This window comes from Fodinibius sediminis (genome assembly GCF_900182555.1).
In the GTDB taxonomy this organism is placed as follows: domain Bacteria; phylum Bacteroidota; class Rhodothermia; order Balneolales; family Balneolaceae; genus Fodinibius; species Fodinibius sediminis.
Genome location: NZ_FXTH01000007.1, coordinates 213,888 through 233,227, shown reverse-complemented (window position 1 = coordinate 233,227; position 19,340 = coordinate 213,888). Strand labels below are relative to the sequence as shown.

10 protein-coding genes are annotated in these 19,340 nt (G+C 50.9%); 6 read left to right on the top strand and 4 right to left on the bottom strand.

All coding sequences use genetic code 11. The annotated features are described in order from the left end of the window. Positions 1-9: 9 nt before the first annotated feature. Positions 10-1,593, bottom strand: a complete 1,584-nt coding sequence (locus FN808_RS09855; protein ID WP_142714409.1) for a sodium:solute symporter — start codon at positions 1,591-1,593, stop codon at positions 10-12. 86 nt (positions 1,594-1,679) lie between these two features. Then, positions 1,680-2,681, bottom strand: coding sequence for a LacI family DNA-binding transcriptional regulator (locus FN808_RS09850; protein ID WP_142714408.1), 1,002 nt, complete (start codon positions 2,679-2,681; stop codon positions 1,680-1,682). Positions 2,682-3,009: 328 nt separating this feature from the next. Here FN808_RS09850 and FN808_RS09845 point away from each other — a divergent pair, with 328 nt between their 5' ends. The 5 genes from FN808_RS09845 (at position 3,010) to bglX (ending at position 12,978) form a co-directional block, all read left to right on the top strand. Beyond that, the gene (locus tag FN808_RS09845; protein WP_142714407.1) at positions 3,010-6,132 is read left to right on the top strand and encodes a SusC/RagA family TonB-linked outer membrane protein; all 3,123 of its coding nucleotides are present in this window, start codon (positions 3,010-3,012) and stop codon (positions 6,130-6,132) included. A 17-nt stretch (positions 6,133-6,149) separates the two neighbouring features. After that, positions 6,150-7,574: a RagB/SusD family nutrient uptake outer membrane protein gene (locus FN808_RS09840; protein WP_142714406.1), complete on the top strand. Its 1,425-nt coding sequence runs from the start codon at positions 6,150-6,152 to the stop codon at positions 7,572-7,574. A 19-nt stretch (positions 7,575-7,593) separates the two neighbouring features. Beyond that, positions 7,594-9,180 carry a sulfatase family protein gene (locus tag FN808_RS09835; RefSeq protein WP_185958341.1) on the top strand — a complete coding sequence of 529 codons (1,587 nt, stop codon included), beginning with the start codon at positions 7,594-7,596 and terminating at the stop codon, positions 9,178-9,180. 120 nt (positions 9,181-9,300) lie between these two features. Next, on the top strand, positions 9,301-10,677 hold the full coding sequence (locus tag FN808_RS09830) for a glucoamylase family protein (protein ID WP_142714404.1): 1,377 nt from the start codon (positions 9,301-9,303) through the stop codon (positions 10,675-10,677). Positions 10,678-10,728: 51 nt separating this feature from the next. After that, positions 10,729-12,978, top strand: coding sequence for a beta-glucosidase BglX (gene bglX / locus FN808_RS09825; RefSeq protein WP_142714403.1), 2,250 nt, complete (start codon positions 10,729-10,731; stop codon positions 12,976-12,978). 55 nt (positions 12,979-13,033) lie between these two features. On the opposite strand, the gene FN808_RS09820 is transcribed toward bglX, so the two are convergent. Together FN808_RS09820 and FN808_RS09815 are read right to left on the bottom strand one after the other, a co-directional pair. Beyond that, a complete protein-coding gene (locus FN808_RS09820) occupies positions 13,034-14,029 on the bottom strand; it encodes a LacI family DNA-binding transcriptional regulator (protein WP_142714402.1) in 996 nt (331 codons plus the stop codon). Between the two features lie 543 nt (positions 14,030-14,572). Next, on the bottom strand, positions 14,573-15,574 hold the full coding sequence (locus FN808_RS09815; protein WP_142714401.1) for a LacI family DNA-binding transcriptional regulator: 1,002 nt from the start codon (positions 15,572-15,574) through the stop codon (positions 14,573-14,575). 273 nt (positions 15,575-15,847) lie between these two features. Here FN808_RS09815 and FN808_RS09810 point away from each other — a divergent pair, with 273 nt between their 5' ends. Then, positions 15,848-19,324 carry a CRTAC1 family protein gene (locus FN808_RS09810; RefSeq protein ID WP_142714400.1) on the top strand — a complete coding sequence of 1,159 codons (3,477 nt, stop codon included), beginning with the start codon at positions 15,848-15,850 and terminating at the stop codon, positions 19,322-19,324. Positions 19,325-19,340: the final 16 nt, after the last annotated feature.

The window sequence follows — 19,340 nt, the reverse complement described above, 5'->3', positions numbered from 1 at the left end:
AAAATGCTGTTACCAGAAGATGATAACGAGTACTAAGGTAGACATACAGACAAAAAAAGCAAACTCTTTGGATGAGAAATAGCCCGTCTGCAATGAGGTGGCCGAATGGGAAAGCTGCTGCCTGGTCTCAGCGATGGTGCCAAGGGCGTTTTCCCGGGCCGGTTCCTGGGCACGGGGAGACAGCAGGCTGACAAGGAGCATCACAATACTGCTAAAAAGGAAAATGAGGGTGGCGGAATAGAGGTAGTGGATGGTGCCGAAAACCGGGTACAAATAATTGTTGATGACCGTCAGCAGTGCAAAGAGGCTCCCCAGGCCGAGGGTGTAGAAGGCGCCGTCAGCAGAAGCCCGCTTCCAGAACAGTCCGAACAGGAAACAGACAACAACAGGGGGGGCAAGGTACGCCAGGACCGCCTGGAGGTATTCCCAGAGTGTTGGGAACTGTTCTATGAAGGGAGCCCAGAGGGAAGCGATGGAGACAAATATAATAATGAATGCCTTGCCCACCAGGATGAAATGACGTTCACTCCTGGGGGAGGTCATCTTCTTGTAAATGTCGAGGGTGGCAATGCTGCCTGAGGCGGTCAGCGCCGAATCGATGCTTGACATGAGGGCGGCAATGAAACCGGTGATGACGATCCCCAGCAGGCCGGCTGGCAGAAGGTCGTAGAGCATGGTGGGGAAGATGAGATTGGCATTTTCAAGGTTGGGGTAGAGCAGCAGGCCCATGGTGCCCGGCAGTACCAGGATGAACAGGATGGGGATTTTAAGGAAACCGGCAAAAATGGCTCCCTTTTTACCATCTTCAACCGAACGCGCCCCCAGGATGCGCTGTACCATGTGCTGGTTGGAACACATAAAGTAAAATCCGAGGATAGGGAGACTGACAAACAGGGTGGGCCAGGGAACCAGTGGATCATCCATCGGCTGGATGAGACTCAGAAAATTCTCCGGAAGGGCGGCCTGTATCTCACCCCAGCTGCCCAGCTTCATGAAGAGGGTCACCGAAATAATGCCGGTCCCAAGGGCCAGTAGAATGCCCTGCACCGAATCGGTGATGACCACGGCCTTCAAGCCCCCCACGACGGTGTAAAGCCCCGCAATAAAGGCCATGATGCCCACGAAAACAAAGAGGTCAATGTCGGGAAACAGCCCCCGCAAAAACAGGCTGCCCGCATAAAGTGCACCCGCAATGTCGATGAGCACATTGATTAATATGGAGATGATGGAAAAATAAAGGCGGGATCGGTGATCGAAACGACGTTCCAGGAATTCCGGCATCGTGGTTAGGCGATTCTGAATGTAATAGGGTACAATAAACAATGCAAAAAACACCAGCATGATCCCACCGGTCCATTCATAATTAAAGACCGAAATGCCCGTCTTGTACCCGCTTCCGCCCAGCCCTATAATGCTGCTGGTTGAGATATTTGTGGCAAAGAGGGAAAGTCCGATGACCGGCCAGCTTAGCGACCGGTTGGCCAGGAAATAATCATCGGCGGTATGGTAGGAGGTCCTCGCCCTGATGCCGCGCCAGCAAATAAACAGGATATAGGCAGCAATGATAAGCAGGTCGATTCCGGCCAGGGGCATAGTCACCACGTGTAGGTTAAAAAATCAGAAAACCGGTAAAATAGCTTTTAATCCGTATTCCCGAAAATTGGGATTGTTAAAGATGTTCATGAAGACTCGCGGTGGCAGACCGATACGGATACAAAGCTCAACCGGTTATGGTTCGGTTCAGGATTCTGCACCATCTCCCGAAGCACCTTCATGGTGGTCATGCCGAGTGCTTCGTAATCGGTGTTGATGGAGGAGATGGTGGGCTGGTTATGGCGACAAACCGGTAAATTATCGTAGCCGATGATCGCCACATCGCCGGGGAAGTGAATGCCTTTCTGTTTGGCAGCTTCCATGAAGCCGTTGGCCATGTCATCATTGGCGGCAAAGATGGCACGGGGACGCTCTTCCAGTTCCTGATACTGCTCAAAAGCGCGAACCCCTGATTCAAACGTAAAGTCTCCCTCAAAGGTCCAGCATAGATTCAAGTGCTGATACTGTTGGATATAATCCTTAAAGCCGTTGCTCCTGTAACGCGATTCTGCTCGTTGAAAGGGTCCCTGTATAAGTCCAAGCTTTGAGTATGACTGCTCTTCAAGATGCCTGGCCGCCAGGTAGCCGCCGCTGTAACCGTCGAAGGTGACCGTCGGGAAGACCGGGTTTTCAATGAGTGCGTTGGAGATAATGGGCATTCCCCTGGGAATGTTGTCAGCGAGATCAACATACTCCCGCTGGGTGTATTCGGGGATAAATAAAATCGCAGCGTCGTAGTAGTGGATGGAAATTTCCTTGATCAGCTTCTGCAGCTCTTCTTCGGGATCGACAAGGCCGATAAGCGACAGCCGGATATTATTTTTACGTGAGGCCTGGTTGAGTCCATTAAAAAAAGAGACGTAAAATTCACCCTCGGTAAAATCGCTTGCGAGCAGGGCGACATTTAGAAATTTACGGGAGGGATCTATGTTCGTATCCCTGGGAGAAAGGTACCTGAGACGTCGTGCGCTTTCTAAAATAATATCCTGTGTTTCTGTACTGATCTTGGAGGATCCATTGAGTACCCGTGAGACGGTTGATTCAGAAAAGCCCGTGTCTTTGGCGATGTCTTTAAGCGTTATCTTCATGATCACTTGGTGATTGCTTCTTTTAGTGCCGCTTTATGCTATTAAATCAGAATCATACCTGCAAATGCTAATTGACGGGGCAATTTTAAATACTGATGAGTAATAAAACTTGCATAAACTTGCATGAAAAGATGTGTTACTCATTAAAAATACCTTTATATAAAGTTAATATGGCATTAATAAATAGTAATTGTCTTATTTAATGCAATAATATATTCATAAAATTTAAAAATTGCATAAAAAATTGCATCATTAAAATTTAATTTTTAGTCTTGAAGTAGTTGTGCGATGCATGCTCTTTAACAATTTCCAATGGTCACAGAAAATTATGAGATATCAACATATACCAATTATTATTCTGACCCTACTGGCCTTCCTCTTATTCCTGCCCGATCAAAGTTTTGGGCAGCAACATACCGTGCAGGGTACGGTGAATGATCAAAACGGGGAACCGTTGCCCGGTGTCAATATTACGGTGAAGGGCACGACCAGGGGGACTTCTACCAATAGCGAGGGGATGTATGAGCTGACGGTCCCGAGTGCATCCGACACCCTGGTTTTTTCCTTTATCGGCTTTGAAACGCAGGAAATACCCATTGACGGGCGAAATATGATCGATGTGAACTTGACACCTGCCACGCTTGCCGGCGAGGAAGTAGTGGTCGTAGGATATGGTACCCAGCAGCAGGAAGATTTGACCGGGTCCATAAGCCGGATTGAAACGGAGGAGATCACCAGACAATCTTCCCTCACGGCCATGGAGTCGCTGCAGGGAAAGATTACGGGTGTGAATGTGATCAATAATGATGCGCCCGGGGGAACCCCGACGGTGATTTTGAGAGGCCTGGGCACGGCCCTGGGGGGACGGAATCCGTTGTATATTGTGGACGGCGTACCGGTGGATGACATCAATAATATCAGTCCCTCGGATATCGAAAGCATTGACTTTCTCAAGGACGCTTCGGCGGCTTCGATCTACGGTTTGCGTGCCGCCAACGGGGTCATCATCGTAACCACAAAAGACGGGGAGGGAGGAGCACCCCAGTTTGAAGTAAGCTCCTCGGCGGGCTATACCTCGGTCCTGAACAGCGTGGAGATGGCCGATCAGCAGGAATATATTACGTATTTCAATGAGGAGAATGCGGCCATCGGCGGGTTTCAGCTTGCTCCCAGCCAGCAGTATAATACCGACTGGTACGATGAACTTCTGGAAACGGGGTATGTCATCGACAGCCGGGCATCAGTCTCCGGAGGCAGTGAGAACGTCAACTATTTTGTCAGCTATAACGTCAACCAGGAGAAGGGATTGCTTGATGAGCAAACGTTCTGGCGACAAACACTGAGGAATAATAACAAGTACTGGCTGTTCAATGATGTTGTTGAGATTGATCAGAACCTCAGTATCTCGGTCAGCCGGGAAAATCCACAGCCGTTTTCGGCTTTCAATACGGCCTATCGACAGTCTCCGCTGGTCCCTACGTTCTATCCGAACGGGCGGTATGGACAGCCCTTTGTCAATGAGACCACCGGCAAGATGGGCTATGAGGGGGGCGAAGGCGAAGCCATCGGCCGCCTGAATACTCATGGCAATCCTTTGACCGCCATCGCCTTTAATAACCAAGAGCGCAACACGGTAACCCTGCAGGGAGCACTGTCAGCCAAAATCAATTTTACGGACTACCTGACTTTCACCAGTCGGCTGGGGGGCACCAAGTACTACAGCGACAGCCGGACGTTCAATCCCCTGAAACAGGGTTGGATTGCATCAGACCCGACAAGAACGGCAACCCAGTACGAAACAAGCAAAGCGGAGAACCCCGGCGTAACCGACTGGGCCGATAATTCCCTGTTTGTTCAAAACCTGGAGCGGTTCCGCTGGAACTGGGATAATTTCATCACCTTTGACAAAAGTTTTGATCGTCATAATACGGAGCTCACCCTTGGCATGTCGAGTGAACGAATTGGGGTGGGCAGCACATTCAGCGGCACCGCCTACGATGTACCGCAGCAGGAGCAGTACTGGAACCTGAATCTGGGTTCTGATGATTATGAGAAACAGGTCAATCATACAAATTTTACCCCCAGTACCCTGGCCTCCTACTTCGGACGGATACAATATAACTATGACCAGCGATATTATATTACCGGGACGCTTCGCCGCGACGGGACAAGCCAGTTTGCCAATACGGAAGACTACTGGGAGTTCTTCCCTTCTGTAGGGCTGGGGTGGACCCTTTCAAATGAAGATTTTATGAGTGATAACGAGTTTATCGACTTCCTGAAGCTGAGGGGAAGCTGGGGCCGGCTGGGTAACCAGAATGTGCCCTTGAACACGACCGTTATCTATACGAGCACGGGCAGCAGTTCACAGAACTATGTTTTCGGCCCGGCCCAGACGCTCCGCTTTGGAGCCTCTGTTGGTTCGCCGGCCCGCGATATTTCCTGGGAAATTGTAGAAGAGTGGAATGCCGGAGTGGATATGGAGATACTGGACAGCCGCCTTTCAACCTCGCTTGATTTCTATCAGAAAACGACTGAGAATGTGATTCTCCTGGTTAATCCCCTGCCGGACTCTCCTTACGCCGAGAGCTTTTATGACCATGGAGGCGAGGTCGTAAACCAGGGAGTTGAAGTGGGTCTGGACTGGAGCAACAGCATCTCCGAGGAGTTGTCCTATAATGTCGGGGTTAACTTTTCCTACAACCAGAACGAGGTGACCAATGTTGCTGCCGGTTATGAAGGACTGACGGGCGGCGGCCTTGGAAATGGGCAGATCACGAAGCGTTTGGAGGAAGGACAGCCCCTCGGTGCCTGGTGGATGTATGAGGCCGAAGGGGTCTGGCAAACGCAGGAGCAGATCGACAATAATCCATCCCTGGGTGGAGCTATGCCTGGGCATCTTCGGTACCGGGATCTAAATGAGGATGGCGTCATTGATGAACGCGACAAGCGATTTTTTGGCTCTTATGTTCCCAATTACAATTACGGCATTAATATTGGACTCAACTACCGGCAGTTCGACTTCAGCATGGATGGTTTCGGAGTGGGTGGAAACAAGGTTTACAACGGCCTGAACAACACCCGGTTTGGCGGAGAAAACACGACCCGTGACATGTTTGAAAAGCGGTGGACCGGTGAAGGGTCAACGAATACTCACCCGGGAGCAAACCGTGATGCGCGCGCCTCAAGCTACTACCTTGAAGATGGGGCCTATTTCAGGATTAACAATATTACGCTGGGATACAGCCTGCCGGAAATCATTGACCGCGTATCCCGTGTTCGGTTTTATGTGAGTGCCGAAAACCCGGTACTGCTTACCGGCTATTCCGGTTTTACACCTGAACTGATAGGCAGTGACAATGGTAATCCCTATGGGACGGCAGGCATTGAATTATCGGCTTATCCCAATACCCGCACATTACTTTTCGGTATAAATATAGATTTAAAATAGTCTAGAGGACAAGCATTATGAATACGCCAAAGAAAATACCTTTTCTTCTTTTTCTAACCTTTTTACTGGTAGGATGCGGCGAGGATTTTCTCAATGTGAATTCCAGGGAACGGGTTGCAGCGGTAGACCAGGAGGAAATCTACAGACCTGATGAATTTGTTATCGGGGTATACGGTAATTTCACCGAGTGGGAGTATGCTTTCTCCTGGCTTGGTGTAACGGAAATAATATCGGATAACGCTGACAAGGGCAGTTCCCCCTCCGATACCGGAACGGACAAGCACCTGCTGGATAACCTGCAGTTCAGCAGTACGGCACCATCCATACAGGCGATGTGGACAATCTGGTACAAAACCATCGGGCGGGCCACAAATGCGATCGAGTATACCGAGTCATTCGGTCTTTCGGACGAGGCCTACAAAAACAGGCTTATCGGTGAGGCTCGTTTTCTTCGTGCCCTCAGCTATTTCTACCTGGTGCGCTACTTCGGGGATGTCCCCCTGCAGCAGGAGGATCTGACCCAGCGGGTCCCCGAGGAGGAAGTCTATGAATTTATCATCAGCGACCTGGAGAGCGCCATCGCCTCGCTGCCGTTGAAAAGTGAATACCCAACTGATGAATTGGGTCGTGCCACCAGGGGGGCAGCACAGGCACTTTTGTCAAAGGTGTATTTGGAGCGTGAAAACTGGTCGGAAGCTGTGAACTATGCTGATCAGGTTATCAACTCGGGCGAATACGGCCTGGAACCCAACTATGAGGAGATCTGGAGAGAGCATTCGGAAAACGGTATAGAGTCCATTTTTGAAATACAGGCCCGCGGTGAATCAACAGCTCACGGGGTGCAGCAATATTCGCAGACCCAGGGCGCGCGCGGACCCAGTGGATGGGGGTGGGGATTTAATACTCCGACCCAGGATCTGGTTGAGGCCTACGATTCCGAGGGCGACGAAATTAGGAAAAATGCTACCATCATATTTGCCGGCGAGACCCTGTGGGACGGCCGTGAGGTCAGCGAAAATGTCGAGAACCCGCGGTATAACGAGAAAGCTTATTCGAGTGCCAATGCGGGGGCGGCCGACAGCGATAAGAATATCCGGGTGCTGCGGTATGCCGAGGTCCTGCTAATCAAAGCGGAAGCGGCCAATGAACTGGGGAACACCGGGGCGGCGCTCGATGCCCTGAACCAGGTTCGCGAACGCGTGGAGCTCGATCCGGTTACCACCAGCGACCAGGCGCAGCTTCGTCGGGCCATATGGAAAGAGCGACGCCTCGAACTGGCATTTGAACACGATCGATGGTTCGACCTGTTGCGCACGGGCCAGGCGGGGGAGGTTATGAGGGCCCATGGCAAAGACTTTGTAGATGGAAAACATGAACTGTTCCCCATACCGGAAGAGCAGCTCAGACAAACACCGGAGATGCGGCAGAACCCGGGTTATTAACCAGGATCGTAGTCCCTCGATGAATATTTCTTTTCGCCAATTATGCGGCCTCGTTTTCCTGCTGTTTCCGGTGGGTTTCGGGGCGTGTTCCGAAGTATCGGAGCAGGAGGATCGGCCGAACATTATTTTTATCATGACCGATGACCAGGCTGTGCGGACCATCAGTGCCTACCAGGGGGGCATCAACCAGACCCCCAGCATCGATCGCCTGGCCAAAGAGGGGGTGCTTTTTCAGAATAATTTTGTGGCCAACTCGATTTGCAACCCGAGCCGCGCTTCCATCCTGACAGGTAAACACAGTCACAGGAATGGCGTTGTAGGCAACGCTTCACCATGGAACAACGATCAGACGCTTCTGCCCCGGTTGCTGCAGCAGGCGGGCTATACAACGGCCCTGGTTGGAAAATGGCACCTCAATAATCCTCCCGGCGACGAGTTCGATTATTCTGACCGGTTGACAGGTGCCGGCAAGCAGGGATTTTACTACAATCCTGAATTTGAAAAGGGATCCGGTGAAAAAGAAACACTGCAGGGGCATGCCACCGACCTGGTGACACAGAAGGCATTGCGCTGGCTTTCGGAACATTCAGGACAGCAGAATCCGTTTATGCTCTTTGTGCAGTTTAAAGCGCCTCATGTTCCACGGATGCCGGCTTTCCGGTTTCTCGACCGCTACGAAAATGATACGATTCCGGAGCCGAAAACCCTGCTTGATGACTATCGCAGGCGGGCATCCTATGCCGAACAGGCAAATATGAGGGTTCATTACAATCCTGTTCCGCTAAAGGAGGAACACAATCCGGAGGAGAATATCTATTATGCCCGCATGAGCGAAGATCAGCGGGAACAGTGGCACCGGTTCCGGGATCCCGAAACCCAAAGGTACCGCGCATTGAAAAGGGAAGGCCTGCTGGAGGGAGATGAGCATCTCAAATTTGCCTACCAGAAGTTTATCAAAGATTATCTGCGCCTGATTGACGGCGTGGATGAAAATGTGGGCCGCCTTTTGGACTGGCTCGATACCCGTCCAGAAATCAAGAAGAATACGGTGGTGGTGTATACTTCAGACCAGGGCTTTTTTACCGGCCAGCACGGATGGGCCGAAAAGCGATTTATGTATGAGGAGTCGATCCAGATGCCGCTGCTGATCCGGTGGCCGGGGCAGATAACACCGGGCAGCAGGGTAGAGGCATTGACGCAGAATATTGATTTCGCTCCCACTTTCCTGGAGATGGCGGATTTGGATGTTCCTTCAGAGATGCAGGGAAGGTCTCTTTTGCCGCTGCTTTCTGAGAAGCCTCCGGCAGACTGGCGACAAAGCATTTATTATCATTATTATGATCACGGCCTGCATAATGTACCGCGCCATGACGGGGTCCGGACGGATCGGTACAAGCTGATTCATTTTTATACGGATGATGTATGGGAATTTTATGACCTGTCCAGGGATCCTCACGAGGTTCACAACCGATACGGTGATAAGGCGTATGAGGACAGGGTCAAAAAAATGAAAGCGGAGCTGAACCGTCTCAGAAACTTTTACGGGGTCCCCCCGGATCATTTCAAGCCGCCGTATGTGAAGGCAGGTCCGGAGCAGGAACTTTGATCGTCGGCAAAGATATCTGTGAGGATTTTAACCGTAATAGCATCCGGGGTGGAGCAGTCCAGGAGGGCTGTCCCCAATTCGGTAAATAGTAATAGCTGCCAATAATTATAAGATCAAGTTATGAAAAAAGTATTTCGCATTATAACACTGGTCCTTTTTGCTTCTTTTGCAACTATCGGCTGCAGGGTCAGCGAGCGTACCGTATCCACTCCTCAGGGCGCGCAGGATGAGGTTGCCCGGATTTCCGAGGATTCGCTTTTGACCCTTGTTCAGGAGCGAACCCTCCAGTATTTCTGGGACGGCGCCGAACCCAACTCGGGGATGGCCCGGGAGCGTTACCACATGAATGGCGTATATCCCCAGAACGACAAGCATATCGTCACGAGCGGCGGGTCCGGTTTCGGGATCATGGCCATCATAGTCGGTATGGAGCGGGATTTTATTACCGACCAGCAGGGGATCGACCGGCTGGAACGCATTGTTGATTTTTTGGAAGAGGCCGATCGTTTCCATGGTGCCTGGCCGCACTGGATCAACGGGGAAACAGGGGAAGTAAAACCGTTCGGGCGGAAGGATAATGGCGGTGACCTCGTGGAAACGTCTTTCCTTGTCCAGGGACTGCTTACGGCTCGCCAGTACCTGCGCGCTGACAACGACGGGGATGCCCGGATTCTGGCAGCTGAAATAGATACGCTCTGGCGCGAAGTGGAATGGGACTGGTATACCCGGGGAGGCGAGGATGTGTTGTACTGGCACTGGTCGCCCACCTATAGCTGGGAGATGGACTTCCCGCTTGAAGGCTATAACGAGACGCTGATCACTTATGTGCTGGCGGCATCATCCCCGACTCACGATATCTCTGCGGAGCCCTACCATCAGGGATGGGCCCGAAGCGGGGACATTAATGCCAATGTCACAACCTACGGCTATGAACTTACGCTTACCCATAATGGAGCCCGGGAGTACGGCGGACCGTTATTTTGGGCACATTACTCCTACCTGGGGCTGGACCCGCGCGGATTGCAGGATCGCTACGCCGATTACTGGGAGCATAATAAAAATCATACCCTCATTAACCGCCGGTGGTGCATATCCAATCCCGGCAACTACGAAGGATATGGAGAAGACCTGTGGGGGCTGACTGCGAGTTATTCCGTAAATGGGTATGCCGCTCATCGCCCTACAGAAGATCTCGGTGTGATTTCACCTACAGCCGCTCTTTCCTCCTTCCCATATACTCCGGAATATTCCATGGAAGTGCTGAAGAACCTGTATTATAACTATAATGACGAAACCCTCGGCCCTTATGGATTTTATGATGCCATGAGTGTAGAAGAAAACTGGTATCCCCGCAAATACCTGGCCATCGACCAGGGGCCAATTGTAGCCATGATTGAAAATCATCGTTCGGGGCTGCTGTGGGATCTCTTTATGTCGGCCCCGGAAGTACAGAAGGGCCTGAAGAAACTGGGCTTTCAAAGTCCGCACCTGGACTAATGATGCGGTATCCGGGCTAATAACAGGTATAACCTATAATAAGGAGGAGAGATGATTACAATAAATAAAATCCTGATTTCTGCTGTACATACGGTGCTGTTTCTTTTGCTTTTACTGCTGTCGCCCTCACGGGGCCAGCAGGTTGCTGCAGAGGCGGGACCCGGGATCGATGCCAGGGTCGACTCGTTACTGGATCGGATGACCCTGGAGGAGAAAATCGGACAGCTTACCCTGTTTACCAGTGACCTGACGACTACAGGCCCGACGATGCGGGATGACTACAGGAAACTCATTAATGAGGGCAGGACCGGGGCTATTTTTAATGCCTACGGTGCCGACTATACCCGGAAGCTGCAGAAAATGGCCGTTGAGAACAGCCGCCTGGGCATCCCCCTGCTTTTCGGATATGATGTGATTCATGGTTTTCGAACAATATTTCCGATTCCCCTGGCCGAGGCGGCGAGCTGGGATCCTGATTTGGCCCGGAGGTCGGCACAAACAGCGGCCCGGGAAGCCGCCGCTGCAGGCCTGCACTGGACTTTTGCCCCCATGGTGGATGTCTCGCGCGACCCCCGCTGGGGACGCATCGCGGAAAGTGCAGGAGAAGATCCCTATCTGAATGTGCGTTTTGCAGAAGAACGGGTTCGTGGATTCCAGGGCGAGGACCTTGAAAATCCCGAAACCATCTTGGCCACAGCCAAACATTTCGCGGCCTATGGTGCTGCAGAAGGAGGAAGGGATTACAACACCGTGAATATGTCAAATCAGCGGCTCTGGGAGGTCTATTTGCCCCCCTTCAAAGCAGCACTGGATGCAGGTGTTGGCACCTTTATGACAGCTTTCAACGAGTACAACGGAGTGCCTGCTACGGGCAGCCAGTATCTTTTCAACACCATTTTGCGAGATGCCTGGAATTTCGAAGGCTTCGTGGTAACCGATTATACCTCTATTCCCGAGATGATTGCTCACGGAGCCGCGGCCGGTGAGACAGCGGCGGTGGAAATGGCCATGAATGCAAACGTAGACATGGATATGCAGAGTGGATTGTATCTTAAGGAACTGCCTCGCTTGGTAGAAGAGGGCAGAATATCAGAAGAACAGGTGGATCGGTCCGTACGCCGTATCCTGAGGCTAAAATATGAGCTTGGACTGTTCCAGGATCCTTATCGGTACAGTGATGCTGATCGTGAGGACAAGGAGCTGCTGAGTGCCCGGAATCGGGAACTGGCCCGGAAAGTGGCCCGGGAGTCGGTTGTGCTGCTGAAAAATGAAAATAACCTGCTTCCGCTGTCCCGGGATATCTCCGAGCTGGCGGTCATTGGTCCGCTGGCCGACAACCAGCAGGAGCTGCTGGGATCCTGGTCCGCCGCGGGCGATGCAGATGATAATGTCACTGTGCTGGAGGGCATCAGGCAAAAGCTCGGCGGTGAAACGGCTATCCACTACAGGAGAGGTAGTGATATAACCGGGACCTCTGCAGATCAGTTTGATGAAGCCGTGCAGGCGGCAGAGCAGGCGGAGGTCGCGATAGTGGTGCTGGGCGAGGAGGCATTGATGAGCGGAGAAGCAGCGAGCCGGGCTACCCTCGACCTTCCGGGGGTGCAGCAGGAGCTGCTCGAGCAAATTCATGCGACCGGAACGCCTGTGGTCTTTGTCATGATGAATGGACGGCCCCTCACGATAACCTGGGCCGACCAGCATATTCCGGCAATCCTGGAGACCTGGTTCCTGGGAACCGAAGGGGGGCATGCAATAGCTGATATTCTGTTCGGCGACGACAATCCTTCGGGAAAGCTGCCTGTTACCTTTCCCCGGGCCGTGGGACAGGTTCCGTATTACTATAATCATAAGAATACCGGTCGGCCGATGACCGATCAGAAGTATACCTCCAAGTACATTGATGTTGAGAATTCGCCGCTCTATCCCTTTGGCTACGGGTTGAGCTATACGTCCTTCGATTATGGGGGGCTGCAGCTAAGCCGTCAAACAATGAGGCCCGATGACAGCTTGCACATACGGGTGGAAGTTGAAAATACGGGAAAACGGGAGGGGGAGGAGGTTGTACAGCTGTATATCCGGGATCTATCCGCAAGTGTAACCCGACCGATAAAAGAGATGCGGGCCTTCCAGAAAATAAAACTCCAGCCGGGCCAGGAGAAAACGGTCTCATTTACCTTGACCGGCGAAGATTTTTCCTTTTACAACCAGGAACTGAAAAAGGTGGTGGAACCAGGGCGTTTTAAAATATTTGTCGGAACCAACGCAAGGGATGTGCTCGAAACGGAGCTGTTGATACAGTGACCAGCGCATGCCTTCGGGATGGATGCGCTGATCAGCTGTCAATATTAAAGAACAGTCAGGAGGACTCGCGAACCATGAGGGTTGTCGGAACCAGGTTCAGCATCCTGCCCGGGTGGTTGGTATTGCCCAGCAGGGTCTTCATTTTTTGTATGGAAACGGTGCCCAGGTGTTCGTAATTGGTATGGATTGACGAGATCTTCGGTCGATGGCGTGAGCATATGGGCAAGTCATCAAAGCCTACAATGGCGATGTCATCGGGAAAGGAGAGTTGTTCCACCATGGCCTGCTGCATAAAACCCTGACACATATTGTCATTTCCGGAGAAAACAGCCCGGGGTGGAGAATCCATCTTGTTGAAATCATCAAAGGCGCGGATACCCGACTCAAAACTGAAATCTCCCTCGAACTGCCAGCGTAGTTTCATATCGTCCTGCTGCGAAACATAATCAATGAATCCATGGGCCCGCTGGCGAGAAACATTTTTTTCACTGGGTCCGTGAATAATACCACAGCTTGTATAGCCCCGCTCTTTGAAGTGCCGGGCTACGAGTTGTCCCCCTCCGTAATTATCAAATCCCACGGTCTCAAAGATTGGATTGTCAAGAATTTCATTGGAGATAACCGGGAAATCTTCCGGAAGAACCTCCTTCAGCTCCTGGTAGTGCCCCTTTGAAAAGCGGGGGACATTGATGATAAGGCCATCAAAATCTTCCTCTTCGATCTTTTTGGCGATATCCTCGATTCTGGGAATACGGTCTTCCAGGCTGGAAAGGCTCAAGCGGACATTCTGGCGGGATGCAGCCTTGTTTAATCCGTCGAAAAAAGAAGCATAGAATTCTCCTACTTCAATACCCGTAATCAGGAGAATATCCAGCAGTTCCTCGGAATTCAATCCCTTGTCAAAATTTTGGATCGGATAATTGAGTTTCCGTGCACTCTTGAGGATGGTTTTCTTGGTGTCAGGATTAGTGTCAAAACCATTGAGAACGCGTGAAACGGTTGATATGGAATAACCGGTGTCTTCAGCAATATCTTTAAGTGTTACTTTCAAAGCGTAAAGTCAGTATTATTTATTAATAATTTATATTCTATTTATAATATGGCTATTAAAATAAATAAATATATGTTATTTAAATAACTAATTTAATTAAATAATTGTTAAATTCTGGTTTGCAATTTCTGTGCAGGACACAGCCGATTCAGGTCTTGTGTGAATATGAGGCGGGCTTCCAGTGGCCGGGTGCGCTGATCTGGAGAAATAGCCTGTGTCCCCGGGATAAACAATCTCAAATAGCGTGGCTGCGTTGTCCTCACTGTTGACAGGCCTTAGCCTTTATCCCGTTTTCCCAACCAAAGCCCTGGAGCCGCTCCATTTTTGTGCAAAAAGAACAAAAAAATTTCTGTAGCCAAATATACGAAAATGATTAGAGTTATATGAATCTGTCTCCTCTTAATAAGAAGGCAATAATACGTATCCCAAAAAGTATTATTGTTTGCAGGAAATGACTTTTAATCCCTTGTTTTTTTTGATTATATCGAGTGTTTCTGTTTTAAAAAAAATGCGCATGAAGATTGGCTTGTGGAACATCCATGATCAAGAGGAGCCCCGGGCGTTTAGATGAACGGGGACCAGGCTGAGAATGCCATCCTGCTGTTCCGGATTGGCAAGCAGTTCTTTCATTTTTTCTATGGTAACAAGTCCGAGCTTTTCATAATCCGTATGAATGGAGGAAATGGTAGGCCGGTGGCGCTGACAGATCGGCAAGTCGTCGAAACTGATTAAAGCCAGCTCTTCAGGAACTTTGTATCCCCTGTCAAGGGCTTCCTCAAGGAAAGCATGTCCCATATCGTCATTACTTGCGAAAATGGCACGGGGTTTCTGGGGTTCTTCTTCAAATTGTTGAAAAGCCTGAACCCCGGACTCAAAAGTGAAGTCCCCGTTATAACTCCAAAGAAGTTCCATATCGTCATTCCGGTTAATAAAGTCCTTGAAGCCGTTGGAGCGATAGCGGGCCTCTGTCTTCTCCAGGGGGCCGCGTATTATGCCACATCTGGCGTAGCCCTTTTTCTTAAAATGCTCGCCGGCCAGAAAACCTCCGCTGTACCCATCAAAGGTGACGGTTGATACCACAGGGTTTTCAATGAGTCCATTGGAGATTACGGGAAACTTGTCGGGCACTTCCTCTTTAATCTGCTGATAATGCTCTTTTTGAAATTCAGGGGCAAAAAGGACGAGTCCCTCAAACTTGTCTTTTTCCACGTTCCTTATTTTCTTCAGAATTTCTTTAAAGGGCTTGTTTAAAAAAACAAACGATATTTGTGCATTGTACTTTTCAGCGGCCCTGTTCATCCCGTAAAAGAGGGAGGAGTAAAAGGCTCCCTCGTGAAAACCAGTGACAATAAAAAGGATCTTTAGAGAATCGATAATCTTCTTTCCGTCGAGGGTCCGGTAGACGGGGTATTTTAATTTTTTGGCGGTCCGGTAAATTTCACGCCGCGCCTGTTTGCTTATCTTGTCAGAGCCATTTAATACCCGCGAAACGGTTGAGATAGAATAGCCGGTTTCCTCCGCGATGTCTTTCAGGGTTATTTTCACAATACCAGTACAATAAAGTTAAATTAGGTAATAGTTTTAATCACCTGTAATAAGCATTTCATTTTTATTTATTTCAAATAATTTTCACCTTTAGATAAATAAGTTGCATTTGTTTGCATGAAAAGTATTTTCCCATCCGGCTTATTTGATTAATTATTGGTATTTTATTCGGGCTGAAGATCGTCGCAAGGATTTGTATTTCAGATATGCCAGGTGGTGCATCAGAGGTAATTGCAATGTCAATGAGTTAAAAGTTGGTACTATTTTTTTAAGATGATTACGATTTCAGGATTTCAGAAGCAGGGCATTGGAATGTACTGGCTGGGTGCTGCCCTGTTCATGCTTGTCTTGGGTTCCTGTTCACAGCGCTCGTCCAAAGCCGATGTTGATACCACCTCGGAGCAGTATCGGCAGGCAGTCGCGGATTTTTATATCAGCCTGGCGGCGATACAGTCTGACCAGGCCCTGTTTGCTGTTGACAAGATGCAGAAAGTTTCTGAGGCTTATCCGGATGAACCGGCAGTCTGGGGCAATTTGAGTGTATTTGCCATGCGCCAGGGAAATTTTGAGCTGGCAACAACACGAATGAACAAGGCCGTGGAGCTTGCCCCGGAAAATGCAGACCTTCACTTTTTGGCGGGAATTCTGGAAAGTAGAAAAGGTAATATTGACGAGGCCCTTGAACATCTCAGCAGGGCGGTGGCTTTGAATTCCTCCGACCTGCAAATGCAATTTGCGCTGGTTGAAGAACTGGAACGCCAGGATCCGTCGGGAAACAGCGGGGAGATAAGAAAGCGTCTTAATCTCATTCTCCAGGAAGACCCTGGCAACCTGGCGGTGCTTCTCGAGGTCGTTCGAACAGCGGCCAAGTGGGAGGATCTGGCGACCGTGGAGCAGGCGTTGGAGAACCTGGAGGCTGAATCACAACACTGGCCAGATCAGATTCGGCGGCAGTTTGAAGATCAGAAGAAGGCTATTCTACAGAAAGAAGGCAAGAATATCACCTTCGAGCTGGCCTTCTTGCGAAACAATCTGAACCAGCTGCCGCGTTTCCAGCACGACTTGGCCAGGGTACAGCTTCCGGTTAACCAGGTGGGGTTCCTGATGGATCGTTTTGTATGGCTGCCCACTCCTGAGCACCGGGCGGCGCCAAGCGATGAACAGATGGCTTTTCGTGATTCCGGCCACAAGTACGGAGAGGATGTACGCCTGTTTAAACCTGCCGGGTTCGCCGACGAGGAGACGGCCAGTACGGTCGTGGTGAGCGGGGCGCAGGCGATGGTCAATGATACGATGCAGCTGGCCTTTCCCGGAGGATCCGGTTCTGACCCTGTTTCTGCTCATGCTGTAGCTACCATAGACTACGATTATGACTTTTTGAATGATCTGGCTTTTGCCGGTCCGGGAGGATTTCGCTTGTATCGGTTGCAGGACGATTCTACATTCATAGATGTATCGGCGGATCTGACCCTGCCGTCCGAGGTGCTCAGCGGGAAGTACCATGGGGCCTGGGCAAACGATATCGACCTGGATGGGGACCTGGATCTGCTGCTGGCCCCGGTCCAGGGAACGGCCCGGGTGCTCAGAAATAATGGAGATGGGACGTTTGATGTTTATCCATACTTCGAGGAGGTCCGGAAGGTACGCGATTTTTTATGGGCAGACTTTGACCAGGACGGGGATCCCGACCCCGTGCTTCTGTCCGAAGACGGGTCGGTGCACTATTACAGCAACGAACGAGCAGGGGAATTTGAAAAGGATACCTCTTTCAATATAGATCCACCGGTCTATGCGCTGGACTACGGGGATATTGATGCCGACGGCTACTTTGAGCTGCTTAGCTGGCAGCAGCAGGCCATCCACAGCACAGGCCTTGCCGATTCTACCATGCAGTGGCAAAGCAGACAGGTATTGACAATACCGGATACATTGACGGCAGACTCCTCCGGGGCCCGGCTTTTTGTGTCTGACCTGGACAACAACGGGGCATTGGATGTGCTGGCATCTGCCGGCGGTACCAGCTCATACTGGTTGTCGGACGAAAATATGAATTTCACTGCCGGCCCGCATCTGTTGAATGTGGAGGTTATGGGCATGGCGGATATGAATGGGGATGCACGTCTGGATCTGACGGGCCTGAATAACAAACAGGACCCGGTCATGCTGCAGAACACAGGAACCAAGGGCTACCGGGCCCGGGTATTGCGTCCCCGTGCATCGGGACCGCTGGGTGATCAGCGAATCAATTCGTTTGGAATCGGCGGTGAGATTGAAAGCCGCTCGGGACTGCAATACACGAAGCAGCCCATTCGTCAGCCGTGGGTTCATTTCGGGCTGGGCAGCTATGAAGAAGCAGCCATGGTGCGCATTACCTGGCCCAACGGTTCTACACAGGCTGAATTTGCGGAGTTGGGATATGAATCCAAAATTATGAATGAGCAAATTCTTAAGGGTTCTTGTCCATGGATTTTTACCTACAATGGTGAGGAGATGGAATTTGTGACCGATTTCCTGTGGCGAACCGCCCTGGGACTCCGCATCAACGCACAGGGCAAGGCCAATGTCATTCACAGCATTGACTGGGTCAAGCTGGAAGGGAGTCAGCTGCAACCGCGCAACGGCTATTATGATGTGCGGATTACCGCAGACCTGTGGGAGACGCACTTTTTTGATCATGTATCCCTGATGGCGGTTGATCATCCGAAAAACATGGAAGTGTTTGTCGATGAACGCTTTGCGTTGCCCGCTCCCGAACAGGAGCTCTATGTGATGGAAGATGTTCAACCGGTCGTATCGGCCAGCAACAGCCGGGGAAAGGATCTATCCCCCTTGATTAGGGAGCAGGACGGGAAGTACGTGGATTCACTGCCGCTGACTTCTTATCAGGGGCTCGCTGACGAGCATTACATCCAGGTGAACCTGGGGGATCGACTTTCTGAGAACGGCCGTGAGTGGCTGATTGCCTCGGGATGGATTTATCCAACGGATACCTCGGTAAACATCGCTCTCAGCCAGAATAAGCAGGGGCCGCCCCACGGTATCCGGGTGGAAGTGCCCGACGGCGAGGGAGGATGGAAAGTCGCCCACCAGAATGTCGGCTTCCCGGCCGGTAAAAATAAAACCATGCTGGTCAACCTGAATGGGATATTTGTACCTGGTACCGAGCGGAAGGTACGTCTGTATACGAACATGGAAATCTACTGGGATCAGCTGCAGGTGGGGACTCGCGCTTCGCAGAGTGAGATCAGGAAGACTGACCTGGCTGCCGAAACCTCCCGGCTGCGCTACCGTGGATTCTCCAGGCTCGAAGACACCAGCCGGTTCAAGCCGACGAAGGCCGATTACCAGCAAATTGCCGGTACAACCCCCAAATGGCGTGACCTCGTGGGGTTCTATACCCGGTATGGGGACGTTAAAGAGTTGACACATGGCATTGATGATCGGTATGTTATTATGAATGCGGGTGATGAGCTTGTTTTTCGCTTCCCGGGGCTGGAGCCGCCCGGGGAGGGCTGGGAGCGCGACTTCGTGCTCGTGGGGGATGGCTGGGTAAAGGATGGAGATTATAATACCGGTCACTCCAAAACAGTACGCCCGCTGCCGTATCACGGCATGGAGAATTATGCTGTAGAACCGGGGCCTTTGTGGAAAGACCCGGTCTATGAGAAGCATAAGGAGGACTGGGTAAACTATCATACCCGGTATGTGACGCCGCGGAATTATAATACTGCTTTACAGTTTAACAAGTGATATAGATTTGTAATTT

What these genes read in the sequence shown, in the direction of transcription:
- FN808_RS09850 (WP_142714408.1), bottom strand. Translation starts at nt 2,681, where the DNA reads ATGAAGATAACGCTTAAAGACATCGCCAAAGACACGGGCTTTTCTGAA.
- FN808_RS09835 (WP_185958341.1), top strand. Translation starts at nt 7,594, where the DNA reads ATGAATATTTCTTTTCGCCAATTATGCGGCCTCGTTTTCCTGCTGTTT.
- FN808_RS09840 (WP_142714406.1), top strand. Translation starts at nt 6,150, where the DNA reads ATGAATACGCCAAAGAAAATACCTTTTCTTCTTTTTCTAACCTTTTTA.
- bglX (WP_142714403.1), top strand. Translation starts at nt 10,729, where the DNA reads ATGATTACAATAAATAAAATCCTGATTTCTGCTGTACATACGGTGCTG.
- FN808_RS09855 (WP_142714409.1), bottom strand. Translation starts at nt 1,593, where the DNA reads ATGCCCCTGGCCGGAATCGACCTGCTTATCATTGCTGCCTATATCCTG.
- FN808_RS09845 (WP_142714407.1), top strand. Translation starts at nt 3,010, where the DNA reads ATGAGATATCAACATATACCAATTATTATTCTGACCCTACTGGCCTTC.
- FN808_RS09830 (WP_142714404.1), top strand. Translation starts at nt 9,301, where the DNA reads ATGAAAAAAGTATTTCGCATTATAACACTGGTCCTTTTTGCTTCTTTT.
- FN808_RS09810 (WP_142714400.1), top strand. Translation starts at nt 15,848, where the DNA reads ATGATTACGATTTCAGGATTTCAGAAGCAGGGCATTGGAATGTACTGG.